This window comes from Janthinobacterium sp. 78, assembly GCF_003096775.1.
Classification (GTDB): domain Bacteria; phylum Pseudomonadota; class Gammaproteobacteria; order Burkholderiales; family Burkholderiaceae_D; genus Janthinobacterium; species Janthinobacterium tructae.
Genome location: NZ_QENT01000001.1, coordinates 5,850,743 through 5,877,453, shown reverse-complemented (window position 1 = coordinate 5,877,453; position 26,711 = coordinate 5,850,743). Strand labels below are relative to the sequence as shown.

The following is a 26,711-nucleotide window of genomic DNA, read 5'->3' as shown; positions in this document are numbered from 1 at the left end:
GTACCACCATGGCTGACGATATGGCTGCGCCACCCTCCTTATTGCCCGCCAACCGCCGCATCGTGCTGTCCGGCGAGGATGCGCTGCGCATCCTGCGCGAGATCGAATTCCTGTTGCAGTCGCTGCATCACATCGGCCGCTACTATTATCCCGACGGCGACGATGACGGCGCCGATGCCCTGCGGCGCGCGCAGTATTGCGCGGAAACGACGCGCTTCATCGACGCGGAGCAAGCGACGACGCGCCTGGCGCTGATGCGCAGCATTTTGTCCGCGCCGTTCGACACCACCCTGGGCGCGGATGAGATGGACGATCTCGAGCGCGCCGTCGAAGCGCTGCCGCTGTGGCGTGCCCCTGGTCGCCTATCATAAAAACTAATTGAAATCTAAAATTTGATAGTTTTTCCTGCTCAGCACGTTTGTGCCGCCGGACGGCCTTACAATGCTAGGTTATGCGTTTTCGTGATATCAGACTGTGGCTAGCGGAAAATACCTAGCTAATTGAAAGAATCGGTCTGATAAAATCCGGAACACCCGATCGACCAAACAGGAAGGCTGCACAGCATGGATTCGTCATCTGATAAAAAAGAAGAATTGCGTCAACAATTGCGCTTGGCCGCACTCGAATATCACGAGTGCCCGCGCCCCGGCAAAATCAGCGTGACGCCCACCAAACAACTGACCAACCAGCGCGACCTGGCGCTGGCCTACTCGCCAGGCGTAGCAGCTCCGTGCGAAGAAATCGTCATCGATCCGGCGAATGCCTATAAATATACGGCGCGCGGCAACCTGGTGGCCGTCATCACCAACGGCACGGCCGTGCTGGGACTGGGCAATATCGGCCCGCTGGCCGCCAAGCCGGTGATGGAAGGCAAGGGCGTGCTGTTCAAGAAATTCGCCGGCATCGACGTCTTCGACATCGAAATCAACGAGATGGACCCGGACAAGCTGGTCGACATCATCGCTTCGCTGGAACCGACCTTCGGCGGCGTGAACCTGGAAGACATCAAGGCGCCCGAGTGCTTCTACATCGAGCGCCAGTTGCGCAGCCGCATGAAGATTCCTGTCTTCCATGACGACCAGCATGGCACCGCCATCATCGTCGGCGCGGCCATCCTGAACGGCCTGAAAGCCGTCGGCAAGAAAATCGAAGAGTGCAAGCTGGTCGTGTCGGGCGCGGGCGCCGCGGCGCTGGCCTGCCTGGACCTGATCGTCGACCTGGGCTTCCCGCTGAAAAATATCTACGTCACCGACCTGGCCGGCGTGGTCTACAAGGGCCGCACGGAACTGATGGACCCGGACAAGGAACGCTTCGCGCAAGACACGCCGCTGCGCACCCTGGCCGAGATCATCCCGGATGCCGACATTTTCCTGGGCGTGTCCGCCGGCGGCGTGCTGAAGCAAGACATGGTGCGCAAGATGGCGCCGAACCCGCTGATCCTGGCGCTGGCCAATCCGAATCCGGAAATCCTGCCGGAAGAAGTCAAGGCCGTGCGCAGCGACGCCATCATCGCCACGGGCCGTTCGGACTATCCGAACCAGGTCAACAACGTGCTGTGCTTCCCGTACATCTTCCGCGGCGCTCTCGATTGCGGCGCGACGACGATCACGCGCGAAATGGAAATCGCCGTGGTGCACGCGATCGCCGACCTGGCGCATGCCGAGCAGTCCGACATCGTCGCCACCACCTACGGCATCAGCAACCTGTCGTTCGGTCCTGAATACCTGATCCCGATGCCGTTCGATCCCCGTTTGCTGATCAAGATCGCCCCGGCCGTCGCCAAGGCAGCCGAGGAATCGGGCGTCGCCACGCGTCCGATCAAGGACTTGCAAGCGTACGCGGACAGCCTGCAGCAATTCGTCTACCGCAGCGGCACTTTCATGAAGCCGCTGTTCCTGATGGCCAAATCGACGCCGGCCGAACTCAAACGCATCGTCTACGCCGAAGGCGAAGAAGAGCGCGTGCTGCGCGCCGTGCAAGTGGTGGTCGATGAAAAACTGGCGCGTCCTATCCTGGTGGGTCGTCCACCCGTGCTCGAAGCGCGCATCCAGAAATTTGGCCTGCGCCTCAAGCAAGGCGTCGATTTCGACGTCATCAACCCGGACTTCGACGAGCGCTATCGCGATTACTGGAACACGTATTACGCGATGACCAGCCGCAAGGGCGTCACCGAGGAATACGCGAAGCTGGAAATGCGCCGCCGCCATACCCTGATCGGTTCGATGATGATCCACAAGGGCGACGCCGACGGCATGATCTGCGGCACCTTCGGCACCACCCAGCTGCACCTGAAATACATCGACCAGGTGCTGGGCAAGCGCGCCGGCAGCAATGTCTACGCGGCCATGAACGTCCTGATCATGCCGGAGCGCCAGCTGGTGATGGTCGACACGCACGTCAACGAAAACCCGGACGCCGGGCAATTGGCCGAGATCACCATCATGGCCGCCGAAGAGATGACCCGCTTCGGCCTGTCGCCGCGCGCGGCCCTGCTGTCGCATTCGAACTTCGGTTCCAGCGACAGCGCCTCGGCGCAAAAGATGCGCGCCGCGCTGGCCATCATCAAGGAACGCGCGCCGGACCTGGAAATCGACGGCGAAATGCACGGCGATACGGCCCTCGACAGCAAGCTGCGTGAAAAAATCATGCCAAACTCGGCCCTGAAGCACGATGCCAACCTGCTGGTCATGCCGAATATCGAGTCGGCCAACATCGCCTACAACCTGGTGAAAACGGCCGCCGGCAACGGCATCGCCGTGGGCCCGATCCTGCTCGGCTGCGCCAAGCCCGTGCACATCCTGACGCCATCGGCCACCGTGCGCCGCATCGTCAACATGACGGCCTTGTGCGTCGTGGATGCGGTGGCGCAACGTAAAGTCTAAGCGCTAGCTGTTCTTCGGTAAAAGCCGCGCCATCCGTCAGGGTGGCGCGGCTTTTTGACGTCAGTGCGCCATCAACACGGGCAAGGTCATCTGGCGCAAGACGGTTTCCGTGACGCCTCCCAATAAAATTTCGCGGAAGCGCGCGTGGCCGTAGCCGCCCATCACCAGCAGGTTTGCATGCACTTCGGCGGCCATGGCCAGCAGCGCCGTGCCGATGTCGCCCGTGGCGATGGCGGGACGCACTTCCACGGGCACGCCATGGCGGCTCAGGTAGGCGGCGATGTCGGCGCCCGGATGGCGGGCCGGCTGTGCATGGCCAGCCGGCGGGTGCAGCAGGGCCAGCACCACCAGGCGCGCCGCGCGCAAGAGGGGCAGGGCGTGGCCGATGGCGCGCGTCGCTTCCATGCTGCCATCCCAGGCCACCACCACGGTGTTGTTGACCTCCGCAAACTGGCCGCTGCGCGGCACGATCAGCACGGGGCGGGCCGCGTTGAGCATCACATACGGCACCAGGTCGCTCATGGCGCCGGGCAGCGCTTCGCTGTCGTCGTGCTGGCTGAGCACCGTCAAGTCGCTGTAGCGGGCGCTGACGGCCATGCCGCCATCCTCATCGTCTTCGATCAGGCGCCGTTCGAGCGAGACGGCGCCGGCCTGGCGCGCCAGCGTTTCGAACTGGTCGAGTGCCTGTTCCGCCTGGCCGTGCAGTGCTGAAATCTGCGCCGCCACGGCGCCGCCGCGCATGCCGCGGTTGTTTTCCAGGGTAAAGCGCGACAGGCCCGTCATCGCCGCGCCGATCAGGTGCGCCTGGTGCGCGTGCGCCAGCCGCGCCGCAATGGCGATGCGCTGCGGCGCATGGCGCGACAGGTCGGCGTGGACGAGGATGGATTTGTAAGCCATGGTGTCACTCGGTAGTCAGGATGGCAACAAGGCTAGAACGACAACACGGGCAAGTCCAGCATTGCCGTGCCGGACGGCGGTTTTCTTATGCTGGACTTGATGTGGGTCAAAAAAACACGGGCCATGGCCTTCCGCAAGGCCACGGCCAGGAAATTGCGAGCTGTTTGATGTGCATCAAAATGCCTATCCCCCTGCCGGCGATAATGGCATCGAACTCCTTGCCCTTCCAGTGGTCTGCATCGGCGCCGGCGCCATCTGTCCGGCACTTCTTTGTGTGACGCAACAACGCTGGCCGTGGCGGGAGTTCACTTAATTGTAGGGCTGCAAGTCCAGCCAGACGGCATACGACAGGCGCTTGCCGTTCCACAGGCCGCCGCCGCGGATGACGGCGTCGCACGAGGTCAGCTGGCCGACCAGGTCCATGCGACCCAGGTTGCGGCGCAGGCGCAGGGCGTCGTTGTGTGACAGGTAGCCGACCAGCTGGCCATCGATGAAGACGGCGATGGCCTTGTCCTGGAACGGATTGGCGTCGTCGCAGACGAGCAGGGCCAGGCATTTTTCTTCCGCGTTGCCGGGACCGTGTTCGCCAGCCAGTTTGGCGATGGCGCTCTGGTACATCGCTTCGTTTTCCACTTCCGACGCAAAGCGCCCCTCGTCGTTCCAGTGGTGTGCCGGTGCGCCTGCAGGAATCGCCGGCATATACTGGCGTACCGAAACGAGCGGCTTGTGCAGCGGTTTGACGGGCGTGCGGCCGCTGAAGACGTAGTACAGCAGGGCGATGACGATCACGATGGCAAGCAGGTAAAGCATGGTATCTCTCTGATTTCTAAGGGGGAGCCGGGAACGCGGGCGCGCCGCGCGGCGTTGCCGCTACTATAGCAAGTTCGCTGCCTGCTTCCCGGTAAATCTGGCCATCAGATGGCGGCGCCGGCGCAGTGCGCGCGGATCGCCCAGCACGATGGGTGCGGCGCCCGTCAAGCCCGAGTAATACTGGCCGTGCCGACGCAGCACCGTGGCATAGTCGCGCAACGCGTGGCCGTGCGCCAGCATGCGCGCGTCGCAATCGACTTCGATGGCAAAGCGCAGCCGGTGCAGCTGCCACCACAGGGGCAGGTTCCAGGGCATGAGCACGATCAAGGCGTAGGCCATGGCCATCAGCTGCGGGTCGCGCGCGGCCAGCCGGCATTGTGCGTGCGCCAGCAGCAGCGCCTGCTGCCGGGGTGGAATCAGTTGCAGCCAGACGGGCATCACGATGCGCGGTCGCAGCAGCCCCGCCACGCAAGGGCCGATGCCGCCACTCAAGTACACGGGCGTGCCCAGTAACGATGTTTTCTGCCAGCGGCGCTGGTGCGACAGCAGCCAGACGCTACGCAGCACCAGCAGCAGCAGCATGCCGCTGGATAAGACAAACCAGCCCAGCTTCAGCTGCGATTGTGTCGCCGGCATGGCTGCCAGCACGCCGGGTAGCCATGCCAGGGGCAAGATGGCGGACGCGGCGATGGCCGCCAGCCACAGCCAGCGCGTCGTGCGCCCGCGCCGTTGCAGCGTGCGCTCGGCGCGCCAGGCGGCGGCGCTCAACAGCAGCGCCAGCGCCATGCTGCCAGCCAGCCAGGCCGGCACTAGCGTACCAGCGCCATGCCGACGGAGACGGGCGCCGTATGCTTGAAACCGAATTGCGCATACAGCTCTTGCGCCTGGCCATCGGCGATCAGGCTGACATACGCGCTTTGCGGGACGTCCGTCTCGATGAATTGCATGATTTCGCGCATGATGCGCTTGCCCAGGCCCTTGCCCTGATGCGCGGGCAGCACGGCGATATCGGTCACCTGGAAGAAGCAGCCGCCATCGCCGATGATGCGGCCCATGCCCACCACTTCGTCGCCCAGCAGCACTTGCACGGCAAACAGGGAGTTGGGCAAGCCCTTGGCCGCCGCCTCCGTGCTTTTCGCGCTCATGCCGGCGGCCACGCGCAGCAGCTGGTAGGTGGCGATGGCGGGAATGGCCAGGCGGATGGTGTAGGGCGATGCTGCGGTCAAGGCGCTCTCCTGTGCAATATGGATGGAATGACCATTATAGGCGGCATGCTTTATTCGCCGCGCGCCATGTTGTTTGCACCGCTTTTGCGCTATGGTGGCGTCATCCCCCTATTTGTTGAAAGCACGCCATGTCCGCAGGATTTACCGCCACCGAGTTGTCCGTTATGAATCAAGACGACGCCCTGATCACCACCCTGGCCGCACCAGCCGGCAAAGGCGAGCCCGTCTACCTGATGCTGCAGCGCGCAGACGAATATGACGAGCAGGACGTCGCCATGGGCATGGACGAACCCTATATTGAATACTGCGGCCAGGAATTTGCCTGGTATGGCCACATGCACGCCGTGATCTTGCATCCGAACCGCCTGTCCGTGCAGATGGATGCCGAGGCGGCCATGCAGATGGATGACGACGGCCAGATCGACGTGCGTTTCAACCTGACGCCCGAGCGCTACGCCCAGCTGCAGCAGGCGCTGCGCACCACGTTCGAGGGCTGCGACTACTATCGCGAGGAACGTTGATCTGCGCGGACGACGCCGGCCATGGCGTCGTCTATGCTCCTTAGCTGCTTTTGACTGGGAGGGAAGACGATGACGGTGCTGATACTCGGTTTGCTGCTGTTCCTGGGCTTGCACTCGGTGCGCATCGTCGCCGACGGCTGGCGCAGCGCCCAGCTGGCGCGCCTCGGCGAAAAGCGCTGGAAGGGGCTGTATTCGCTTGTGGCGTTTGCCGGGCTGGGTCTGATCATCTGGGGCTACGCCCTGGCGCGCCAGCAACCGCAGGTGCTGTGGGCGCCGCCCATGGGCTTGCGCCACGCCAGCGCCCTGCTGATGCTGTTCTCGCTGATTTTACTGGCGGCGGCCAATGTGCCGCGCAACCGCATCAAGACCTGGGTGCACCACCCCATGCTGCTCGGCACGCAACTCTGGGCCGTGGCGCATCTGCTGGCCAACGGCAGCGTGGCCGACGTGCTGCTGTTCGGCGGCTTCCTCGCCTGGTCGTCAGTGGATCTGTATGCCGCCGTGCGGCGCGACCGCGCGGCCGGCGTGGCGTACGAGGGCGGCACCATGCAAGGCACCTTGATTGCCATCGGCGCCGGGGTCGCGCTGTGGCTGCTGCTGGCGTTCTGGCTGCATGGCGTGCTGTTTGGCGTGCGGCCGTTTGGCTAGTCGGATGCGGCAGCTTCCTTGCTGCTGTGCCCGCTCCCTCGTTCCCGGCCAATCACGGCAAGCAGATAGCCAAATGATCATCTTGCATGGTTTTCAACTGGGACATTTTGTCTCAATGTATGGAAATTGTTTTGAAGTAGTATGCTTCAGAACGTACTGCAGCATCCTTGCATGGCAGACGCTGACGTTGTCTCCTCTCTCATCCGTATTCGGCCCATCACTGCGCCCGATGCCATTGTTATTTCATAGGTGGCTATAATGAAAGAGTCAAACAGGATGTCTGGGGGATGGTTTGAACAGAAGCTGCTGAAGCAGCGTTTTGAGGTAGTGCTCCTCACGATAGATAGTGTCAAGTAATAGACTGGAAATACGCAAAATGATCGATTGGACCCCCATAGTCTTAGTTACCTTCAAGGCTCTCGTGCTCGGCACGGGCATGTTCTTCGCCATCAAGTGGCATTACGATCAAGGGAAGAAGGATCAGGATAAGGCGAAGCAGAATCGCGCGGTGCTGCGCGCAAGCGGCAAGGTGGTCGCAGTCTTCATGCTGTTGCTCCTGGCCTTGGGGATCGTCACCTTCTTCGTTGTCAGGATGGCCGGTCTGGAAATGAGCTACTGATGATGGCAAGGAATCGTCGGCCGCTATTCAGTGATGCGGCCGTACTTCCCCGCTGCGGCTAGGGCAGCAGCGGCAGGCGGTTCATGGCGGCCTCGCTGCAGCGCTATCGGGAATAATCGCTGGTGTTCGGAATGATCAGACAAGAAAAAAGCCACTAAATCCTTGATTACATTGGATTTAATGGCTTTATCGGTACTTCTTTGATGTGTTCTGTGGTGCCGGGAGCCGGAATCGAACCGGCACGCTGTTTCCAGCGCGGGATTTTGAGTCCCGTGCGTCTACCTATTCCGCCATCCCGGCAACGCGAGACGCATTATCACTGATTTGTCACAATCTGGCAAGTTTTATGCTTTACGTGTGTTTTACACCAGCATTGAGCATCCTTGAAGGCGCCGATTCCAGCGTGCGGACAACAACGCGGTGCCGGAAACGCCGACGGCCCGGGGATGAGCCGGGCCGTCGGTGTGGTGCAGCTTGCCTTACGCTACATCAAGCTCAGTTGTGAACCGAGTTCAGCTGGCGCGCGATGATGTCGTGGTTGAGCCAGATGACGGGGGCTTGCGGCTCCGACATGGCGTGGAACATCAGCGGGCCCGTGCCTTCCAGTACCAGCGAGCTCAGGTGGTCGGTGATCAGTTCCTTGCGGTCCTTGTGCAGCTTGGTGATGTCGTCCGAGGTGCCGATCATGACGTCGGCCAGTTCTGGCGTGTTGTCCATCGGCCAGGCGGCGAAGTTGCGGAACTGCACGCTGGTGGCGTCGCCGTTGTAGGTGGCGATACGGTCGAGCAAGTCTTGCAGCGAGACGCCGTCTTCCAGCAAGCCCTGGCAGATTTTCCATTGCTCTTCGGCCCAGGCTGCGCCGCCTTCTTTTTTCAGTGCGACGAGCAGGGGGAACAAGGACAGTTCCACGCCGACAAAAATGTCGGACGAATTCGTGCGGATTTCCGGGCAGTTGAAGACGGTGGCCTTGATGCCTTTTTCCCACGCGGCCTTGGCCACGTTTTCCAGGCGCATCTTGGCCAGGCCTTGCGTGTAGTTGCTATACGTTTGCCACTGGTATTTGCCGTCGATCAAGATCTCGGTACCGTGGTAGCCGTAGGCGCTGTAGCGCACCTGGCCGCCTGTTTGCTCGATGCGGGCGCGGATGGCGGCGCTGCCGTCGATCAGGTGCTGCAGGGTGTTGGCCGTGACTTCGTCGAAGTTCATCAGGATCAATTTACCCAGGTCGCTGTCGAGCAGGGCGCGCGAGGACATGAAGCGCTCGCCGCGGCCTTTGTAGATGCGGTTGGCAATCGCCAGGAAGACCTTGACCTTTGGAATGCCGCCAGCCATGGTGTGGGCGAAATACACATTGCTGCCGTCAGGAATCAGGCTGTCCAGCTCGGCCATGGCTTTCGCCACGGAAGCGCCGAAGCGGGCGATGCCGGCTTCGCGGCAGCGTTCGATCTGCGCCCAGTCCAGCTTGTCTTCTTGCCAGCTTTTCAGGGTCATGTCGGCCAGCAGGGCCGTCGGCGTCGGTTCGCCGGCTGGCGCGTCGAGGTCGAAACCGGCCATCAGCGGCACATTGATGATGCGGCCGCCCAGGTTGGCTTCCGCTTCGGCCAGCTCTTCCGCGTTCAGCGGGCGCAGCGCCATGTTTTCATCGCGGCGGCCGACCGTCATGCCGACGATATTCATGCCCGCCTTGCGCGCTTCGTCCAGCAAGCCATTCACATAGCCGCGGCCGAACAGCTCGCCGAACAGCACAAAGGTGTCGCCCTTGCGGAAGATATTTTTTTGCGGGATGTCTCTTAAGGACGTGATCTCGGTCATGGTGTCAATTCATTCAAAAATTAGCAGGGCAGATGGCTGGTGCGACTGCCCGCTGGTTCAACATAGTGTTAAATGATGCGCCATTTCAGCTGGGAAAATCATGTTGCGAACGATTCTCGTCTGGAATGGCATCTTCTTCATGCAGCTCTTATTCTTTCGCCATGGCGTATTTTACGCTGCCCCGGCGCACAGCGCCTGCGGACTGGCCTGGCAGGCGCCGATATTACCTCAGCTTGGCCATGCCGGTCAGTAAAATTGACCTAAAACAAATCCTGCTGCCCCGACACGAGGCGCGAAAAATCGTCGCCCAGGAAGGGCAGGATCGCGTCGGCCACCGGCTGCAGCTGGCGCGTCAGGTAGTGATGGTAGTCGATGGGCGAGCGCTGTGTTTCCAGTGGTTCCGGCCCCGCCACCGTGATGACATAACTGATCCAGCCACCGTTCTGGTATTGCAGCGGCCGGCCCTGCGCCAGGTTGTAGGCGTCGGCCGTGCGCGCCGCGCGCACATGGGGCGGCACATTGCGCTGGTAATCGCCGAGGGGGCGGCGCAATCGCTTGCGGTAGACCAATAAAGCATCGCATTCGCCGCGCACGGTGCGCGCCACGTAGTCGCGCACGTAATCCTGGTAGGCGGCGCGCTGGAAGATGCGCCGGTATAACTCTTGCTGGAATTGCTGCGCCAGCGGCGTCCAGTCGCTGCGCACCGTTTCCAGGCCCTTGTAGACCATCTGTTCGCTGCCGTCGGGCTTGCCCACCAGGCCCGCATAGCGCTTCTTGCTGCCTTCTTCCGAGCCGCGGATGGTGGGCATCAGGAAACGCCGGTAGTGCGTCTCGAATTCCAGCTCCAGCGCATTCTCCAGGCCGAATTCCTCGCGCAGGTGCCGCTCCCACCAGGCGTTGACGTGCGTCACCAGGGCGCGGCCGATCTTGCCCGCTTCTTCATCCGTACGCGCTGTTTTCAGCCAGACGAAGGTGGAATCCGTGTCGCCGTAGATGACCTGGTAGCCTTGTTCGGTGATCAGCTCGCGCGTGCGGTGCATGATGTCGTGGCCGCGCAGGGTGATCGACGAGGCCAGGCGCGGATCGAAAAAGCGGCAGCCACTCGATCCCAGCACGCCATAAAACGCATTCATGATGATTTTTAACGCTTGCGACAGCGGGGCGTTGCGCTCGCGCTTGGCCGTCTCGCGCCCTTGCCACACATGTTCCACGATGGTGGGCAGGCAATGTTTCACACGCGAAAACTGCGCCCCCCGGTAGCCGGGCACGGTATCGGCTTCGTCGCCGCTGGTGCCCACCACCAGTCCCACGGGATCGATCAGGAAGGTGCGGATGATGGACGGGTACAGGCTTTTGTAGTCGAGCACCAGCACGGAGTCGTACAGGCCCGACTGGGAATCCATGACGAAGCCGCCGGGGCTGTTTTCGCCCGAAATATCGCCCAGGTTGGGCGCCACATAACCCTGGCGGTGCATCAGCGGCAAGTACAAATGTTCGAAGGCTGCCACTGAGCCGCCGCTGCGGTCGGCCGCCAGGCCCGTCACGCTGGCCCGTTCCAGCAAAAACGTCAGCAACTCGGTTTTCGCGAAGATGCGCGTGACCAGTTCGCAATCCTTGAGGTTGTAGCGCGCCAGTGCCGGTTTATCCTCACGGAAACGCCGGTCGATCTCGGCCATGCGCTGGTAGGGATTGTCGATGGACTTGCCTTCGCCCAACAGCGTTTGCGCCACGTTTTCCAGGCTGAACGAGGAAAAATTCCACGTCGCCGATTTTAATGCTTCGATGCCGTCGATGATCAGCCGTCCCGCCGCGGCGGCAAAATAGTGTTCCTGCTTGCCGCCATGTTCGCGCCACTCCATCACGGCGCCGCCGCGTCCCAGCCGCAAGGGAACTTGATAGCGCTCGGCATGTTCCTTGAGCACGCGCAAGTCGAACTGCACCAGGTTCCAGCCGATGATGGCGTCCGGATCGTGGCGCGCCATCCAGCTGTTCAGGCGTTCGAGGATTTGTGCGCGGCTGTCGCAGTATGCGAGGTCGAAATCGAGTGTCTCGTCGCCGCCGTTTGGCGGCCCCAGCATGTAGACCTGGCGCTGGCCGCAGCCTTCCAGGGCCAGCGAATACAGCTCGCCATGGGCCGTCGTCTCGATATCGAGCGATGCCAGTTTCAAGCTGGGCCGGTAGCCTGGCGCCGGTTTCAGCTGTACTTCCTGTCCTGTTTCCCCTTTGACGCTTACCGGTGCCGTAATGAAACGCTCCATCAGGTAGCGCTCGGGCGGGCGGATGTCGGCTTCGTACACGTCGACGCCGTGGGCGCGCAACTGCTTTTCCAGCTTCAGCAAATGCCGGTATTGCTTGCAATATAAGCCCAGCACGGGGCGCTGGTGAAAATCGCACAGCGACAGGGGCCGCAACTCGGCATGGCGCTCGCCGCGCAGCAGCAGTTCCGCCTGCTCGCGCTGCTCCATGGGAAGGAAGGCGACGGCCGTCTGCACGGGCAGGCGCACGTGGCGTGGTCCGGTGTCTGTTGCCAGCCAGAAATCGACTTCCGTGCCGGCGGACGTGTCGCGCCAGTGGCGGGTCAAAATAAAGCCCTGTTCGGGCGGGTGCTGCGCGTTGCCTGTCATGGTGCCGTGAATGTCTGGTGTGCTGGCCTGCACATTACAGCAAGCCGGTGCAGGGCGGGGGCGGTTGCGGCTATAATTTTCAGCATCGAAGACGATAACAAGAGCGCGTCGCGCCACACACCCTGGAGACAGCATGCAAGCAATGAGTTATGTACATGGCGCCCACGAGACGCCGTTGATCGGCGAAACCATAGGCGCTTACCTGGACGGCGTCGCCGCCCGCTACGGCCAGCACGATGCCCTGATCGTGGCGCACCAGAACGTGCGCTGGACGTATGCCGAATTCCAGCGGCGCGTGCACCGCCTGGCCGCCGGCTTGCTGAAGCTGGGCTTGCAGCCGGGCGACCGGGTCGGCATCTGGTCGCAAAACTGTGCCGAATGGGTGCTGACCCAGTTCGCCACGGCGAAAGCCGGTTTGATCATGGTCAACATCAACCCCGCCTACCGGCGTTCGGAACTCGAATACGTGCTCGACAAGGTGCAATGCAGCGCGCTGATCCTGTCGCCCAGCTTCAAGTCCAGCGATTACCTGGCCATCGTGCAAGACGTGGTGCCGGAGATCGCCCGTTCGCGCGCGGGCGCCCTGCAGTCGCCGCGCCTGCCGCAATTGCGCCACGTCATCCGCCTGGGCGCGGCCGCCACGCCAGGCATGCACAACTTCGACGCGGTGATGGAGGGCATCACGGAGGCCGACCTGGCCCACCTGGAAGACGTCAGCGCCACCTTGCAGTTTGACGACGCCGTCAACATTCAGTTCACGTCCGGCACCACGGGCGCGCCGAAGGGTGCCACCTTGACGCACCACAATATCCTGAACAACGGCTTTTTCATTGGCGAAGCCATGCGCCTGACGGAACGCGACCGCTTGTGCATTCCCGTGCCCCTGTATCACTGTTTCGGCATGGTGCTGGGCAACCTGGCTTGCGTCACGCATGGCGCGGCCATGGTGTTTCCGGGCGAAGGTTTCGACCCGAAGGCCGTGCTGGAAACGGTGCAGGCCGAGCGTTGCACGGGGCTGCATGGCGTGCCCACCATGTTCATCGCCATCCTCGACCATCCAGATTTCAAACAATATGATCTGTCGAATTTGCGCACCGGCATCATGGCCGGCTCGCCCTGCCCGATGGAAGTCATGGCGAGGGTCATCGAATTGATGCACATGGCGGAAATCACCATCGCGTATGGCATGACGGAAACGTCGCCCGTCAGCTTCCAGACGGCGATCGAAGACCCGCGCGAAATGCGCGTGTCCTCGATTGGCCGCGTCCACCCGCACCTGGAAGTGAAAATCGTCGATGCGGAAGGGCGGATCGTGCCGCGCGGCGAGAAGGGCGAATTGCTCACGCGCGGCTATTCCGTGATGCAGGGCTACTGGGGCGACCCGGAAAAAACAAATGAGGCCATCGACACGGCGCGCTGGATGCACACGGGCGACCTGGCCGTCATCGATGCCAACGGCTTTTGCAGCATCGTCGGCCGCTCGAAAGACATGGTCATCCGTGGTGGCGAAAACATCTATCCGCGCGAAGTCGAGGAATTCCTGTACCGCCACCCGAGCGTGCTCGACGTGCAATGTGTGGGCGTGCCGGATGCCAAGTATGGCGAAGAGTTGTGCGCCTGCATCATTCTAAGGCCGGGCACGCAGGCCACCAGCGAGGATATCCGCGCCTTTTGCGACGGGCAGATCGCCTATTACAAGATTCCCCGCTATGTGCGCTTCGTCGAGGAATTTCCCATGACGGTGACGGGCAAGATCCAGAAATATTTGTTGCGCCAGCAGGTGGCCACGGATCTGGGGCTGAGCGCGGAATAATCCTTTCGCCAGCACATAAAAAAACACCGGGACGCTCGCGCGGCCCGGTGTTTTTTTGATGGCTGCAGCGTGAAGCTCAGGCCAGTTGCGCTTGCGGTGCGCGCGCTGGCGTGCGGCGGCGCATGAAGGCGAGCAAGCCCAGGCCGGCCAGCAGCATGGCCCAGGTGCCTGGTTCCGGCACGGCCGAGACGTTGACCGTGTTGAAGCCGGAGCCGTTCATCGAGACGTGGCCATAATTGATCGAGCTGACCGAATTGGCGACCAGCGTGCCATTCATGCTGCCCGAACCGGAAAACGCGCTGTTCGGCGCCAGGATGCTGCCGTTGATGCCGACGTTCTGCAGGCTGGTGGTGGTGGCATTGGCGAAGTTGAGCAGCGTACGGTTGGCGAAACTGGCGAAATTGTCGAAGCCGCCGCTCATGGTGATGTTGGTGGCCGTGCCGTTGATGATGATGCTGGCCGTGCTTTTCAGCGACGATACGTCCAGGATCAGGTTATGCAGGTTGTCCGCATTGATCGTGAAGACATTCACGTCGGCATTGACGTCGCCCACCAGCTTGAAGCCGCCGTATTGGGAGATCACGGTGCCGTTCGATTGCAGCTTGGCCACGTCGCCCGACAAGGTCGTCAGTTGTTGCTGGGCGGCCGCAAAGTCCAGGGTGGAGGCATTGCCCTTGCTGAAGGTGCCCGCTGGGTAGTCAGATCGTGCCGTCACGCTGCCGTTGGCATTGCTGACGCCGTACACGGCCGTACCCTTGATGCCGCCTTCGCCGATATTCAGGCTGTCACCGGCAACCAGCGTGTTGGCGGCGCTGCCGGGCTTCTTGTTCGTGCCGACACTGTAGTGATCCAGGTAGATATTGCCGCCAGCGGCCAGGCTGCCACCGACGCTGGTAAAGCCGCTGGCATTGCTGCTGCCGATGTTGCCGAAGATGAAGGCCGAGTAGCCGTTGGCGACGCCGAGGTCAATCACGGTCGCCTGGGCCGAGGCGCTGAAGGAGAAAGCGAACAGGGCGGCGCTGATGAGCGGCAAGGTGCGTGAGGCAAAAAATGTCATAAATATTCTCGAGTAATAGGGACGGAAGGGCGGGAAAGCAAGTACACCGCCATCGCGCTGGCCGACATTATAATATAAAAAGCAATTGTCGTTCATTTTAGCTAATTGACTATACTTTAAAGCAATATTTTATCTATGCTCGAAGCTGGCCTGGCGGGCAAGAAAAAACCGGGACATGCCCGGTTTTTTCGTGTGTTACCTGATGCGCTGGTACAGGCGGAAACGCTCCACATTGTCGGTGGGGCGGCGGCCCTCCCATAGCTTGATCCAGTCCGCGCCGTGATGCTCGGGCAGCTGTTCCTTGCTGTCAGGAACCTTGATGCTGTCTTGTAACAAGAACACATCGCATTGCTGCTGCTCCACGCTGGCAAACGGCAGGTGGCCGTAGTAGGCGAACGAGGCGCGCTGGGCGGCGCCAACGTTGCTGTTGATGCACTTGCTGCCTGGCGGCAGGTGGATGGAAATCTGGTGCGCCACGCTGGCGTAGCTCTTGCTGTAGTTCAGCGGCGGCAGGAATAAGGTCATGATCAGGACCCAGATCAGGATCAGGCCGCCGGACGACAGCACCACGGCACGCCACAGCACGGCAGGCTGGCGCGAGATGCGCCAGTGCACCAGGGCGATCCAGCCGGCCGTGACGCCGGCGGCCACGAAGAAGGCCACCAGTTCCAGCTCGGGCTTGAATCCTGGCACGAGTTTCAGTGCATTGTGGGCCTGTTGCGGCGGCCAGCCCGTCAGGATGGCGAACCAGAACAGCCACAGTACGAGGGCGCAGATGGTCAGCACCATCACGGAGAACCAGTCGATGGCGTTGATGGCGCCCCGTTTCATGGTCAGCAGGCCAAACGCGGCCATCACGGCCAGCGGCGGCAGCAGGGGCAACAGCTGGCTCGGTTCGGGATCGGGGTGGCACAGGCCCAGGATGGCCAGCATGGCGACAAAGGTCAGCGGCACGACGATGTGCAGCACGTGGCGCTGGCGGCGCCAGGCGTACACGGCCCAGGCGGCGAACGGCCACGCGGGCCAGAAGAACCAGATACCGACACGCAAGAAATATTGCAGGCTTTTCAGGCTCGGGGCGCTGAACTGGCGGCCATTCCACTCTATCCATGCCTGCAGCGGCGAATGGCCGTATGGTTGCAGCAGTTCGCCCGGCAACAGCCAGACCAGGGCCAGTGCGATGGCCACGAGCACGGCCAGCGCCAGGTGGCGCACGCTGCGCAGCAGCGGCAGGCGCAGGAAGACGGTGCACAGCAGCAGGGCGATGCATAGTGCCGCCGGCGTGATCCAGCCGCGCGTGAGGGTCAGGCCGCCCAGCGCCAGGCCCAGCAGGGCGGCATTGCGCATGGATGGGCCTTCCACATAACGCACGGCGCGGTATAGCAAATAGGCCATCAGCGCCACATGCAGCGCTTCGGCCGTGATGTCGTGGCTGTGCTGCAGCAAGCCCAGGCAGCCCAGGTAGATCAGCACGGCGGCATCGGCCAGGGTGCGGCCGAAATCGTCCGGCTCGGGCTGGCCGCCGAAGGCCAGGCGCAGGGGCTGGGCGTCATTGCGGCGGCCCAGGTTGAAGGCGGTGTACCAGACGGACAGGGTGCTGACGACGAAGATGCCGATGGTCGACATGCGTGCGCCGAAGACGTCGCCGTCGATCCAGCCGAACAGCTTGATGAAAATGGCGCCCAGCCAGAAGGCCAGCGGGCCTTCCTCGGGCCAGGACAGGCCGGCCACGTTGGGCCACAGCCAGTCGTTCAGGCCGCCATGCGCCATGGTCCACATGATGCCGAAACTGGCGGCATCATCGTTCTTCCACGGCTCGCGGCCGATCAGGCCAGGCAGGATGTACAGCAGGCCAAGCGCAAACAAGGCCCATCGTGGCAGCGCGAGTGTGGCAGCTGCAGGAAGGCGGACTGGCTTCATCGATAATCGGTATCAGAATAGTGGCAAGACGCGACGAATGGCGTCGGGTATGCGCGAGTATAAAGTAAAGCGGCCAAAGACAAAAAAGGCAGCCGTGGCTGCCTTTTCTCTGGGAGCCGAAGCTGCCCTTTTTTGCCGCCAAGCGGCAAAAATCAGCCTGCTGCGACTGCGGTTTTCGAACCAACGGTACCGAACTTCTGACGGAACTTCTCGACGCGACCAGCGGTATCGACGATTTTGTGCTTGCCCGTGAAGAATGGGTGCGATTCAGCCGAAACCTCGATCTTCACCAGTGGGTATTCTTTACCGTCGTGGGTGATTTTTTCGCGGGTTTGGATGGTCGAGCGGGTAACGAATTTGAAATCGCACGACAGATCGTGGAAAACAACTTCGCGGTATTCTGGATGGGTATCGACTTTCATGGGATTCTCTCTAAGTAGGTAGCCAAACAGCACTTCGTCGGTCGTCTTGCTTCTTGACCCGATTGCCGATCACTTGCCAGGGTTTAAAATAATGCAACCGTCGATTATATAGCGCTTTCGGGCCGCAGGCAATAAAAAAGCCGCTCGATGAGCGGCTTGCATGATCGCGTGGGGCGGCGTAGGTCGGATTAGCGCGCAAGCGCGTAATCCGACAACACCACCGTCTTCGCCAACAATGTTGTCGGATTACGGCCTGCGGCCTAATCCGACCTACGATACTGCCACGATTGGCACCGGGGAGGGAGAAACCGTAGCGAGCAGGCCACAGTTGCGATTGAGTAGCGCAACCGTACAAAAAGTACGGTGAGCAACGGAGATCGCAAATGCGGCCGTGCAGTCGGTTTATCCGCCGCGGCGCATCATGTCGAAGAATTCGGCGTTGTTTTTGGTCGCCTTCATCTTGTCCAAAATGAACTCCATCGCCTCGATCTCGTCCATCGAGTACAGCAACTTGCGCAGGATCCAGATTTTTTGCAGTTCGTTCGGCTTGATCAGCAGTTCTTCGCGGCGGGTACCCGATTTGTTCAGGTTAATTGCCGGATAGACGCGTTTTTCAGCCAGACGGCGTTCCAGATGCACTTCCATGTTGCCGGTACCCTTGAATTCTTCAAAGATCACGTCATCCATGCGCGAACCCGTTTCGATCAGCGCCGTGGCGATGATGGTCAGCGAGCCGCCTTCTTCGATATTGCGCGCGGCGCCGAAGAAGCGTTTTGGACGTTGCAGCGCGTTGGCGTCGACACCACCGGTCAGGACCTTGCCCGAGGCAGGGATGACGGTGTTGTAGGCACGGGCCAGACGGGTGATCGAGTCGAGCAGGATGACCACGTCTTTTTTCATTTCGACCAGGCGCTTGGCTTTTTCCAGCACCATCTCGGCTACTTGCACGTGGCGCGTGGCCGGCTCGTCGAAGGTCGAGGCGACGACTTCGCCGCGCACGGAGCGTTGCATTTCGGTAACTTCTTCCGGACGTTCGTCGATCAGCAGCACGATCAGCGTGATGTCCGGGTGATTGGCCGTGATCGCATGCGCGATGTGCTGCAGGATCACGGATTTACCGGATTTCGGCGATGCCACCAGCAAGCCGCGCTGGCCTTTGCCGATCGGGGCGATCAGGTCGATGATACGGCCGGTGATGTTTTCCTGGCCATTCATTTCACGTTCCAGGCGCAGCGGCTCGTTCGGGTGCAGCGGCGTCAGGTTTTCAAACAGGATGCGGTGTTTCGACATCTCCGGCGATTCGCCGTTGACCTTGTCGACTTTGACCAATGCGAAATAGCGTTCGCCATCTTTCGGGGTCCGTACCTCGCCCTCGATCGAATCGCCGGTGTGCAGATTGAAGCGGCGGATTTGCGAAGGGGAGATGTAAATGTCGTCGGTGGACGCCATGTAGCTGGCGTCAGGCGAGCGCAGGAAGCCGAAGCCGTCTGGCAGCACTTCCAGGGCGCCGTCGCCAAAAATCTGTTCGCCGGACTTGGCGCGTTTTTTCAGGATAGCGAACATCAGCTCCTGTTTGCGCAAGCGGGCTGCGTTGTCAATGTCAAGACCGATCGCCATCTCAAGCAGGGCGGATACGTGTAGGGCCTTTAGTTCGGATAAATGCATATGTGTTGAGTGTCCCGAGACGGGATGTAAAGGTAGGGGAGGGGACTGCGTGGCGTTGATTAATTATGGGGCAGGCTGTGCAAGAATGATGGCAAAGCCGCTTCCCGGTGGTTCCAGTCAGGCGGCGCTGCGGGCGCAGCGCTGCCTATCATACATTAAATGTTGCTGTCGACGAAAGCGGTCAACTGGCCCTTGGCCATGGCGCCCACTTTTTGCGCAGCAGCGACACCATCCTTGAACAGGATCAGGGTCGGGATGCCGCGGATGCCGAACTTGGCAGGCACTGCCTGGTTGGCGTCCACGTCCATCTTGGCGATCACGATGCGGCCGGCGTATTCCTTGGCCACTTCTTCCAGGATCGGGGCGATGGCCTTGCAGGGACCGCACCACTCAGCCCAGAAGTCGACCAGCACTGGCAACTCGGATTTCAGGACGTCTGCTTCAAAAGATGCATCGCTAATGTGTTTGATATTTTCGCTCATATTTTCCTCAAATGAGGGTGGGATCAATAATGCCTGGGATTAACCATACGCTGGTTCGCCATCCATGCTTCCTGGAATGCAGCTAGCAGATGGGGGCAATGGGCACAAATTCAATATTCTTGGAAGGTGCGACCAGAGGTATGCAGGCGGGGATGGCTGAAATAATAACCCATTTTTTCAAAGCGTGGCGATTATTGCAGAAAAACTTGAGGCATATCGCCACCGCGCGTGCCGGCAGGGCGGCAAAGCCGCATGCCTGCTGGCCCGCAGCGCCGTACCCGCCCTCCGGCCATCCTCCGCGCTCAGGCATGTACGCTGGCCAGACGCGCCGTGTGCTGCAGTTGCAAGTTCACCATGAGCTGCAATTCCGCGCTTTCCATCGGCTTGCGGAAGGTGCCTAATATATGCAGGCCATTGGCCACGGCCAGGCGTTCGGCTGCCAGGCGCACGGCCGAATGCAGGCCCGACAGCAACACTACGCCGCCGCGGAAGCCATTCTCCGCCGCCATGCGCAGAAATTCGATGCCGTCGATGTCGGGCATGGACAGGTCGCAGATCAGCAGGTCGGGCTGGTGCTGCTTCAGGGCCGACAGCGCCTGTTCGCTGTGCGATTCGCAGCGGATGTCGAATGGGCCCATTTGTTCGAGCATGTCGCTGAGCACGTCGAGCATGAAAACGTCGTCGTCCAGCAGCAGCACGCGCAACGGCGCCAGGCCTGCTTCGTTGTGTTCCCGGCTTGCTTGGTTTGATACAGTATTCATCGTTCTGTCTTCCTATTGATATGCTGCATCGTTGTCGATGCCGATACCTTGCCGTAAGGTGATTTGGCGGTAGCTAATCGTCATTGGCAAAGCTGGTGTTATTCATGATTTGTTCGGTAATCAGTTCCAGCAGGGGCCACAGGCGCGCCACGATGCGTTGTGCCCGCTCAGCCTCGTCGGCCGGTTCGCCCGGCGCCAGGGTTTCCAGGTTCTGGCACAGTTCGGCCAGCCCCAGGGCCCCCACGGTGCGCGCCGACGACTTGATGCGGTGCCCCAGTTCGCGTACCTGGTGCACGTCGCCGCGCGCCAGGGCCGCATCGATGTCGCCAAAGCCATCCTGCGTCGTCTGCAGGAACTTGAAGGCAAATTTGCGCACTTTTTCCGGGTTGTAACCCAGCAACTTGGCCAGGATGGACAGGTCGATCACTTGCGGGTCGCCGGCCAGGGTGGTCTTGAAGGCGGGCGCGGCGCGGCTGCGCGCGGGCGGTGGCGGCGGTGTCTCGCGCGCCGGCAGCCAGCTGGCGATGGTCTGGTACATCATGGCCGGCTGGATCGGTTTGGAAATGAAATCGTCCATGCCCGCCTCCAGGCAGCGCACGCGGTCTTCACTGGTGGCCGTGGCCGTCATGGCCAGCACGCGCAGATGCGCCAGCTGCGGGTCGGCGCGGATGTGGCGCGTCGCTTGCAAGCCATCCATCAGCGGCATCTGCACGTCCATCAGCACGCAGTCGAACTGCGTCTGGCGCAGCAGGTCAAGCGCCTCTTCGCCATTGTTGGCCAGGCAGACGGAGGCGCCCGCTTCTTCCAGCAATTCCAGCGCCACTTGCTGGTTGAAGGTGTTGTCTTCCACCAGCAGGATGCGCGCATGCTTGAGCGTGCGCATGACCAGGGCGGCGTCGGCGCTGGCGCGCATGGCCGCTGCCGTCTGCGCCATGCTGTCGAGCATGGCCGGCGCCGCCTGGTCGGAAATGCCCAGGTTGGCCGTGAACCAGAAGGTGCTGCCGGCGCCGGGACGGCTGTCGACGCCCACGTCGCCACCCATCAGCTGTGCCAGCTGCTTGCAGATGGCCAGGCCCAGGCCCGTGCCGCCATATTCGCGCGTGGTGGAGGTATCGGCTTGCTGGAAGGACTGGAACAGTTTACTCATTTCATCCTGCGACAGGCCGATGCCGTGGTCGCACACTTCGAAGCGTACCAGGCAGTGCTTGGCGTCCGCCACCACCTTGCGCACTTTCACGGTAATGCTGCCCTGTTCGCTGAACTTGATGGCGTTATTGGCGTAGTTGATCAGTACTTGCCCCAGGCGCAGCGGGTCGCCCACCAGCACGGCCGGCAATTGCGGGTCGATCTCGAACAGCAGTTCCAGGTTCTTGCTGGCGGCGCGCGGCGCCACCACCGTCATCAGGGTTTGCACCACGTGGTCGAAACTGAAGTTGACGCGCTCGATTTCCAGCTTGCCTGCCTCGATTTTCGAGATGTCGAGAATATCGTCGATGATGCCCAGCAAATGCTCGCCGGCGAAGCGGATTTTTTCCAGGTAATCGCGCTGGCGCGGTTCCAGGTCTGTCTTGAGGGCCAGATACGCCATGCCGATCACGCCATTCATCGGCGTGCGGATTTCATGGCTCATGTTGGCCAGGAATTGGCCCTTCGCCTGGCTCGCCTCTTCGGCCACCTGCTTGGCCTGGTCCAGCTGCTCCGTGCGCTGCGCCACGCGCTCTTCCAGATGTTCATTGAGTTCGCGCAAGGCGCTCTCGCTGCGCTTGTGATACGTGATGTCCGTCAGGCTGGCCACCACCATGCCCACCTTGCCGTATTCATCGCGGATGGCCTCGGTATTTACGGACAGCCATGACAGGCTGCCGTCGGGCTGCTGCACGCCCATCAGCACGTCGCGCATGGCGACACCCGTCGACAGGGTGATGTGCACGGGATGGCTGCGCTGGTCGAAGGCGGAACCGTCTTCGTGGATGGCTTGCCACAGGCTATTGCCGGCTGGACTGGCCGCCAGCATGCGCTCGGCGGCGGCGTTGCTTTCCAGGATGTGGCCGTGGCTGTCCTGCACCACCAGGCCATTCGTCACGGCGCCGAACACGGAGGCCATGCGCTGGCTGGAATTGGACAGCGCGATCGACGCCTGGCGCCGTTCCGTGATGTCGGTAATCATCGCCAGCGTGCCACCCGGCTCGCCATTGTCCGATTGGATACTGGTGCTCGACAGCAAGCCCCACAGGCTGGACAAGTCCTTGCGGAAGAAGCGGAAGTCGACCTGATCCGGCTGGCTGGCGAAGCTGCCGTGGCTGGCCAGGCGCCGCTGCATCAGCAACTGGCTGTCGCGATCCATGAAGTCGAGCATGGGACGACCCAGCATTTCCTGCACCGTATAGCCCAGCATGTGCGCCATCTTCGGGTTGACGAAGGTGGTTTTGCCGTCCGCATCCGTCATCCAGATGCCTTCGGCCGCCGTCTGCACGATCAGGCGGTAGCGTTCCGAACTGGCGTGCAACGCTTCTTCGGCGCGCTGGCGCTGCGTCATGTCGCGCAGCGAGACGATGGAAAACACTTGCCCGGCCATGCGCAGCGGCGACAGGCTGACCTTGGCGGGGAAGTGCGTGCCGTCGCGGCGGCGCGCCATCATCACCCGGCCTGGCAGGCTGTGCCGCGCTTGCGGGTCGCCCACGGAGTGGTTGGCCGTGCTTTCTGGCACCAGTTGCTCCAGCGACATGCCCGTCAACTCGGCCAGCGGATAGCCGAAACAGCGCGCGCCGATCTGATTCGCGTAGTGCACCTTGCCCTCGACGTCGGCTACCAGCATGGCTTCGGGCGCCGCTTCCAGCATCGAACGCATGCGTGATTGCTCGTCCTGCTTGCGCTCGCTGATATCGCAGACGATGCCGCTGGCATGGGTGGCGGCCCCATCCGAGGCGCGTGCCAGCACGGCGCCGCGCGCCAGCAGCCAGCGCCAGTGGCCGTCGCTGTGGCGCAAACGGAATTCGCAATTGAAGGTGCCGTGCGCCTGGCCATCCAGATGTTGTCGAAATGTAAGACTCAGGCGCGCGCGGTCGTCGCGGTGCACTTCGGCCAGCCAGTCGGCCAGTGTATGGTCGAGCCTGGCGCTCTTGTCGCCCAGCACGTCCTGGTACTGGGGCGCAAATTGCAAGCGGTCGGACTGGCGCCGCCAGGTCCAGCCAGTCAGGGCCGCGCCGCGCAAGGCTTGCCCCGCATCCTGTTCGCTCAGGGCATGTGCAGGCAGGAGCCGGTGGCGCAGTTGTTGCCGCAACCGCCAGGCTTGCCAACAAGCCAGTCCCGCCAGGGCGGTGGCGCTGGCGGCAGCGTACGGCCACAGCAGTGTCGGCGCCATGCCGTGTACCGCTGCCTGCACCGGCAGCGAGAATGCCATGCCTGCCGCCAGTATCATGCGAGCGAGCCGACGCAGCGCAGGGCGCCGTCGGCGCGGTGCGCTGAAACTCGTGTGGCTGCAATACGACAAATGCATCCCTTTCTGGGGCATGATTGAACTGGGCTGACAGGGCATGATGCGCGCTCAAATAAACGCCTGCGGCGCTTTCTGGCGGCAACTATAGCATCGAATATTTAGTCGCAGTAGTTAAGTTCAGAAACGGCCAAAACGGGATTTTTTTTGCCCCGGAATGGCCGTTTTTTTTTACGATTTGGTGAGAATTCGTGAGAAAGTTGGCGCGAAATCGTGCTACTGAATCAGTGATGTGTAGAACACCTGATAAAACCGTAGCGAGCGGCAGCGATTTGTGGTCGAGAAGCGCAACCGTGCTGTAGCACGGTGAGCATCACAGGCCGCAAAGCGCGACGCGCAGTAGGTTTTTCCAGGTGTTCTTAGGTGAAACTGCCTGCAAACTGATAGCGGTGTCCGGGATGCCACATGGTGGCGATCGAGGCGATCTTGCCGCCCGAGCGCGTCTGGCGGCGCAGCACCAGGCATGGCTGTTTGGTGTCGATGGCCAGCATTTCGGCGATGTCGCGCGGCGCCGACAGCGCTTCGATGCTGTAGGTGGCGCCTTGCAGGGGCGCGGCGGCCATCAGGTATTCGTTCGGCGTGATGCTGGAAAAATCCTGCGTCATGTAGTCGGGCGCGCACTCGGGATTGACCCAGCGGTCTTCCACCTGGATCGGCACGCCGTTTTCAAAATGCACGATCAGCGAATGAAACAGCGGGTGTTCCGGCGGCAAGCCGAAGTGTTTGGCCAGCAAATCCGAGGCCTTGGTGCGTTCCAGCAATTGCAAGCTGCTGCGGTGGATATGTCCGCGCGCGCGCACTTCATCGGCGATACTTTTGATTTCCAACAGGGTCGCCTGGTATTTTTGCTGCGCCACGTAGGTGCCGGAACCCTGGCGCCGCGTCAGTATTTGTTCGCTGGTCAGTTCGCGCACGGCGCGGTTGACCGTCATGCGCGAGACGCCGAATTGTTTTACCAGGGCTTGTTCGGAGGGAATCACGTCGCCTTCCTTCCAGCGTCCGGCGGCGATGCCGGCCAGCAGAAAATCCTTGATGCGCTGGAAAATGGGCGTATTTTCCTGGGTAGTATGATCGTCCAATGCGGTTTCTCCGGGGCGCGGGCAGGGCGCGCCCCCGGCTGGAGGCGCGATGGCCGATTTTAGCACCGAGCACGCTGCCTGCCGCCAGCCTTTTTTGAATTCAAAAGCAAGCGCCGGAGTGTGGCGCGCGCAGGTGCTGGCTATGCTGCGGACTTACTATGACTTGCCATTGACCTTCACGGAGTCCGACATGGATCACTCTTACACCACCGATGATGAGCGCTGGGATGCCCTGCAGCGGCGCGCGCCCGACGCCGACGGCGTCTTTTATTACTCGGTGCGCACGACGGGCGTGTATTGCCGCCCTTCCTGCGCCGCGCGTCCCGCCTTGCGCCGCAACGTGGCTTTTCACGCCACGTGCGAGCAGGCGGAGGCGGCCGGCTTTCGCCCCTGCCTGCGCTGCAAACCGAACTTGCCGCCGCTGGCCCAGCGCCAGGCGGCCATCGTGGCCGACATCTGCCGCCTGATCGATGCCAGCGACGAGCTGCCTGACCTGGACAGCCTTGCCAGTGCCGCCGGCATGAGCCGCTTTCACTTTCACCGCGTCTTCAAGGCGCACACGGGCATCACGCCAAAAGCCTATGCGGCGGCGCGGCGCGGCGAGCGCCTGAAGGCCGGCTTGCAGGGCGCGGCGAACGTCACGGAAACGTTATATGCGGCCGGCTTCAATTCCAGCGGCCGCCTGTACGCCGCTACGCCGGGCTTGCTGGGCATGACGCCGGGCGCGTTTCGCGCTGGCGGCAGCGGCGCCGTGATCCGCTTCGCCATCGGCGCCTGTTCGCTGGGCGCCATCCTGGTGGCCAGCACGGAGAAGGGCATTTGCGCCATTTTGATCGATGACGACCCGGAAGTGCTGCTGCGCGACTTGCAGGATCGCTTTCCGCAAGCCGAACTGCGCGGCGCGGAAGCGGACTATGAACAGACGGTGGCACAGGTGGTCGGCCTGGTCGAGGCGCCGGGCCTGGGACTGGACTTGCCGCTCGACGTGCGCGGCACCGTGTTCCAGCAGCGCGTGTGGCAAGCCTTGCGCGAGATTCCCGCCGGCAGCACGGTCAGCTATGCCGAGCTGGCGCGGCGCATCGGTGCCCCGCACGGCGCGCGGGCCGTGGCGGGCGCCTGCGCCGCGAATGCCCTGGCCGTCGCCATCCCTTGCCACCGCGTGGTGCGCAACGATGGCGCGCTGTCCGGCTACCGCTGGGGCGTGGAGCGCAAGCAGGCGCTGCTGGAACGCGAGGGCGAGCGGTGAGGTCGCTGGACTGGCGCCAGATCGAGGATGCGCTGAATGCGCATGGCTATGCCGTCGTGCCGGGCTTGCTCGATGCGGATGCCTGCGCCGCGCTGGCGGCGCAGTACGACGAGGCGTCGCGCTTTCGCAGCAAGGTCGTGATGCAGCGCCACGGCTTTGGCCAGGGTGAGTACCAGTATTGGGCGTATCCGCTGCCGGATGTGGTGGCCGCCTTGCGCGACCAGTTGTACGGGCCGCTGGCGGCGATTGCCAACCGCTGGCATGCCAGCATGGGTCTCGAGAGCCGCTTTCCTGTGGCACACGGGGATTTCCTGGCGCGCTGCCATGCGGCCGGGCAGACGCGGCCCACGCCCTTGCTCTTGCGCTACCGCGAAGGCGATTACAACTGCCTGCACCAGGACTTGTATGGCGAGCACGTGTTTCCGCTGCAACTGGCCGTGCTGCTGTCGCGCCCGCAAGACGATTTCATGGGCGGCGAGTTCGTGCTGACGGAGCAGCGCCCGCGCATGCAGTCGCGCGCCGAGGTGGTACCGCTGGCGCAGGGCGACGCCGTGCTCTTTCCCGTGGCGCAGCGCCCCGTCAACGGCACGCGCGGCAGTTACCGCGTCAACATGCGCCATGGCGTGTCGCGCCTGCGTGCGGGCTTGCGCCACACCCTGGGCATCATTTTCCATGATGCGAGCTGAAGAGTAGCTGCGGCGCTTGAGTTTCCAGGATTACATGGCATGATGGCT

Annotated in this window: 23 protein-coding genes and 1 tRNA gene; 9 read left to right on the top strand and 15 right to left on the bottom strand. The window is 62.1% G+C overall.

Annotated elements, in window-relative coordinates:
- The first annotated feature begins 8 nt into the window (after positions 1–8).
- Complete coding sequence (locus C8C92_RS25820) at positions 9–371, top strand: hypothetical protein (protein ID WP_207781051.1); 363 nt, start codon at positions 9–11, stop codon at positions 369–371.
- Between the two features lie 192 nt (positions 372–563).
- A complete protein-coding gene (locus C8C92_RS25815; protein WP_099762023.1) occupies positions 564–2,882 on the top strand; it encodes an NADP-dependent malic enzyme in 2,319 nt (772 codons plus the stop codon).
- Positions 2,883–2,942: 60 nt separating this feature from the next.
- Here the strand turns inward: C8C92_RS25815 and C8C92_RS25810 are convergent, their stop codons facing one another.
- The 4 genes from C8C92_RS25810 to C8C92_RS25795 form a co-directional block, all read right to left on the bottom strand.
- Complete coding sequence (locus C8C92_RS25810; RefSeq protein WP_099762024.1) at positions 2,943–3,779, bottom strand: universal stress protein; 837 nt, start codon at positions 3,777–3,779, stop codon at positions 2,943–2,945.
- 309 nt (positions 3,780–4,088) lie between these two features.
- Entirely contained in the window at positions 4,089–4,589 is a 501-nt protein-coding gene (locus tag C8C92_RS25805) for a hypothetical protein (protein ID WP_116745660.1), read from the bottom strand.
- 63 nt (positions 4,590–4,652) lie between these two features.
- Positions 4,653–5,399 carry a M56 family metallopeptidase gene (locus tag C8C92_RS25800; protein WP_116745659.1) on the bottom strand — a complete coding sequence of 249 codons (747 nt, stop codon included), beginning with the start codon at positions 5,397–5,399 and terminating at the stop codon, positions 4,653–4,655.
- Positions 5,399–5,815 (bottom strand): GNAT family N-acetyltransferase, encoded by a 417-nt coding sequence (locus C8C92_RS25795; RefSeq protein WP_243420359.1) that lies wholly within the window; start codon positions 5,813–5,815, stop codon positions 5,399–5,401. The genes C8C92_RS25800 and C8C92_RS25795 overlap by 1 nt, the downstream gene beginning before the upstream one ends.
- A 164-nt stretch (positions 5,816–5,979) precedes the next feature.
- Between C8C92_RS25795 and C8C92_RS25790 the strand changes: the two genes are divergently transcribed.
- The 3 genes from C8C92_RS25790 (at position 5,980) to C8C92_RS25780 (ending at position 7,603) form a co-directional block, all read left to right on the top strand.
- Complete coding sequence (locus tag C8C92_RS25790) at positions 5,980–6,336, top strand: Imm10 family immunity protein (RefSeq protein ID WP_165829551.1); 357 nt, start codon at positions 5,980–5,982, stop codon at positions 6,334–6,336.
- A gap of 69 nt (positions 6,337–6,405) precedes the next feature.
- Complete coding sequence (locus tag C8C92_RS25785; protein WP_116745657.1) at positions 6,406–6,984, top strand: NnrU family protein; 579 nt, start codon at positions 6,406–6,408, stop codon at positions 6,982–6,984.
- A gap of 376 nt (positions 6,985–7,360) precedes the next feature.
- Positions 7,361–7,603, top strand: coding sequence for a hypothetical protein (locus C8C92_RS25780; protein ID WP_116745656.1), 243 nt, complete (start codon positions 7,361–7,363; stop codon positions 7,601–7,603).
- Between the two features lie 213 nt (positions 7,604–7,816).
- On the opposite strand, the gene C8C92_RS25775 is transcribed toward C8C92_RS25780, so the two are convergent.
- Together C8C92_RS25775 and C8C92_RS25770 are read right to left on the bottom strand one after the other, a co-directional pair.
- Positions 7,817–7,903, bottom strand: a tRNA-Leu gene (locus C8C92_RS25775).
- Positions 7,904–8,098: 195 nt separating this feature from the next.
- Positions 8,099–9,415, bottom strand: coding sequence for a hypothetical protein (locus C8C92_RS25770; protein ID WP_116745655.1), 1,317 nt, complete (start codon positions 9,413–9,415; stop codon positions 8,099–8,101).
- A 100-nt stretch (positions 9,416–9,515) separates the two neighbouring features.
- Between C8C92_RS25770 and C8C92_RS27620 the strand changes: the two genes are divergently transcribed.
- Positions 9,516–9,668: a hypothetical protein gene (locus C8C92_RS27620; protein WP_165829550.1), complete on the top strand. Its 153-nt coding sequence runs from the start codon at positions 9,516–9,518 to the stop codon at positions 9,666–9,668.
- Positions 9,669–9,675: 7 nt separating this feature from the next.
- Here C8C92_RS27620 and C8C92_RS25765 read toward each other — a convergent pair whose 3' ends face one another.
- On the bottom strand, positions 9,676–12,039 hold the full coding sequence (locus tag C8C92_RS25765) for a DNA polymerase II (protein WP_116745654.1): 2,364 nt from the start codon (positions 12,037–12,039) through the stop codon (positions 9,676–9,678).
- A gap of 133 nt (positions 12,040–12,172) precedes the next feature.
- Between C8C92_RS25765 and C8C92_RS25760 the strand changes: the two genes are divergently transcribed.
- Positions 12,173–13,852, top strand: coding sequence for an AMP-binding protein (locus C8C92_RS25760; RefSeq protein ID WP_099762032.1), 1,680 nt, complete (start codon positions 12,173–12,175; stop codon positions 13,850–13,852).
- Positions 13,853–13,928: 76 nt separating this feature from the next.
- Here the strand turns inward: C8C92_RS25760 and C8C92_RS25755 are convergent, their stop codons facing one another.
- From C8C92_RS25755 to hutC, 8 genes are all read right to left on the bottom strand, one after another.
- Positions 13,929–14,909, bottom strand: a complete 981-nt coding sequence (locus C8C92_RS25755; RefSeq protein WP_099762033.1) for a choice-of-anchor A family protein — start codon at positions 14,907–14,909, stop codon at positions 13,929–13,931.
- 195 nt (positions 14,910–15,104) lie between these two features.
- The gene (locus C8C92_RS25750) at positions 15,105–16,829 is read right to left on the bottom strand and encodes a glycosyltransferase (RefSeq protein ID WP_099762034.1); all 1,725 of its coding nucleotides are present in this window, start codon (positions 16,827–16,829) and stop codon (positions 15,105–15,107) included.
- Between the two features lie 152 nt (positions 16,830–16,981).
- Positions 16,982–17,251 carry a type B 50S ribosomal protein L31 gene (locus C8C92_RS25745; RefSeq protein ID WP_010401544.1) on the bottom strand — a complete coding sequence of 90 codons (270 nt, stop codon included), beginning with the start codon at positions 17,249–17,251 and terminating at the stop codon, positions 16,982–16,984.
- Between the two features lie 402 nt (positions 17,252–17,653).
- Positions 17,654–18,916 carry a transcription termination factor Rho gene (gene rho / locus C8C92_RS25740; RefSeq protein WP_034746249.1) on the bottom strand — a complete coding sequence of 421 codons (1,263 nt, stop codon included), beginning with the start codon at positions 18,914–18,916 and terminating at the stop codon, positions 17,654–17,656.
- A 155-nt stretch (positions 18,917–19,071) separates the two neighbouring features.
- Entirely contained in the window at positions 19,072–19,398 is a 327-nt protein-coding gene (trxA, locus tag C8C92_RS25735) for a thioredoxin TrxA (RefSeq protein WP_086137203.1), read from the bottom strand.
- Positions 19,399–19,700: 302 nt separating this feature from the next.
- Positions 19,701–20,159, bottom strand: coding sequence for a response regulator (locus C8C92_RS25730; RefSeq protein ID WP_099762035.1), 459 nt, complete (start codon positions 20,157–20,159; stop codon positions 19,701–19,703).
- A gap of 73 nt (positions 20,160–20,232) precedes the next feature.
- Positions 20,233–23,559, bottom strand: coding sequence for a PAS domain-containing hybrid sensor histidine kinase/response regulator (locus C8C92_RS25725; RefSeq protein WP_099764400.1), 3,327 nt, complete (start codon positions 23,557–23,559; stop codon positions 20,233–20,235).
- Positions 23,560–24,011: 452 nt separating this feature from the next.
- A complete protein-coding gene (gene hutC, locus C8C92_RS25720) occupies positions 24,012–24,731 on the bottom strand; it encodes a histidine utilization repressor (protein WP_116745653.1) in 720 nt (239 codons plus the stop codon).
- Positions 24,732–24,921: 190 nt separating this feature from the next.
- Between hutC and ada the strand changes: the two genes are divergently transcribed.
- Both ada and C8C92_RS25710 read left to right on the top strand, forming a co-directional pair.
- Positions 24,922–25,977: a bifunctional DNA-binding transcriptional regulator/O6-methylguanine-DNA methyltransferase Ada gene (ada, locus tag C8C92_RS25715; protein ID WP_116746127.1), complete on the top strand. Its 1,056-nt coding sequence runs from the start codon at positions 24,922–24,924 to the stop codon at positions 25,975–25,977.
- Positions 25,974–26,663 (top strand): 2OG-Fe(II) oxygenase, encoded by a 690-nt coding sequence (locus tag C8C92_RS25710; protein WP_116745652.1) that lies wholly within the window; start codon positions 25,974–25,976, stop codon positions 26,661–26,663. The genes ada and C8C92_RS25710 overlap by 4 nt, the downstream gene beginning before the upstream one ends.
- The last annotated feature ends 48 nt before the right edge of the window (positions 26,664–26,711 follow it).

Excerpts from the sequence above, each read along its gene's own strand:
- C8C92_RS25765 (WP_116745654.1), bottom strand. The coding sequence starts at position 12,039 with ATGACAGGCAACGCGCAGCACCCGCCCGAACAGGGCTTTATTTTGACC.
- C8C92_RS25815 (WP_099762023.1), top strand. The coding sequence starts at position 564 with ATGGATTCGTCATCTGATAAAAAAGAAGAATTGCGTCAACAATTGCGC.
- C8C92_RS25770 (WP_116745655.1), bottom strand. The coding sequence starts at position 9,415 with ATGACCGAGATCACGTCCTTAAGAGACATCCCGCAAAAAAATATCTTC.
- C8C92_RS25760 (WP_099762032.1), top strand. The coding sequence starts at position 12,173 with ATGCAAGCAATGAGTTATGTACATGGCGCCCACGAGACGCCGTTGATC.
- C8C92_RS25785 (WP_116745657.1), top strand. The coding sequence starts at position 6,406 with ATGACGGTGCTGATACTCGGTTTGCTGCTGTTCCTGGGCTTGCACTCG.
- C8C92_RS27620 (WP_165829550.1), top strand. The coding sequence starts at position 9,516 with ATGTTGCGAACGATTCTCGTCTGGAATGGCATCTTCTTCATGCAGCTC.
- C8C92_RS25750 (WP_099762034.1), bottom strand. The coding sequence starts at position 16,829 with ATGAAGCCAGTCCGCCTTCCTGCAGCTGCCACACTCGCGCTGCCACGA.
- rho (WP_034746249.1), bottom strand. The coding sequence starts at position 18,916 with ATGCATTTATCCGAACTAAAGGCCCTACACGTATCCGCCCTGCTTGAG.
- C8C92_RS25730 (WP_099762035.1), bottom strand. The coding sequence starts at position 20,159 with ATGAATACTGTATCAAACCAAGCAAGCCGGGAACACAACGAAGCAGGC.
- ada (WP_116746127.1), top strand. The coding sequence starts at position 24,922 with ATGGATCACTCTTACACCACCGATGATGAGCGCTGGGATGCCCTGCAG.
- C8C92_RS25810 (WP_099762024.1), bottom strand. The coding sequence starts at position 3,779 with ATGGCTTACAAATCCATCCTCGTCCACGCCGACCTGTCGCGCCATGCG.
- C8C92_RS25780 (WP_116745656.1), top strand. The coding sequence starts at position 7,361 with ATGATCGATTGGACCCCCATAGTCTTAGTTACCTTCAAGGCTCTCGTG.
- C8C92_RS25820 (WP_207781051.1), top strand. The coding sequence starts at position 9 with ATGGCTGACGATATGGCTGCGCCACCCTCCTTATTGCCCGCCAACCGC.
- C8C92_RS25725 (WP_099764400.1), bottom strand. The coding sequence starts at position 23,559 with ATGGCATTCTCGCTGCCGGTGCAGGCAGCGGTACACGGCATGGCGCCG.
- C8C92_RS25755 (WP_099762033.1), bottom strand. The coding sequence starts at position 14,909 with ATGACATTTTTTGCCTCACGCACCTTGCCGCTCATCAGCGCCGCCCTG.
- trxA (WP_086137203.1), bottom strand. The coding sequence starts at position 19,398 with ATGAGCGAAAATATCAAACACATTAGCGATGCATCTTTTGAAGCAGAC.
- C8C92_RS25790 (WP_165829551.1), top strand. The coding sequence starts at position 5,980 with ATGAATCAAGACGACGCCCTGATCACCACCCTGGCCGCACCAGCCGGC.
- C8C92_RS25745 (WP_010401544.1), bottom strand. The coding sequence starts at position 17,251 with ATGAAAGTCGATACCCATCCAGAATACCGCGAAGTTGTTTTCCACGAT.
- C8C92_RS25805 (WP_116745660.1), bottom strand. The coding sequence starts at position 4,589 with ATGCTTTACCTGCTTGCCATCGTGATCGTCATCGCCCTGCTGTACTAC.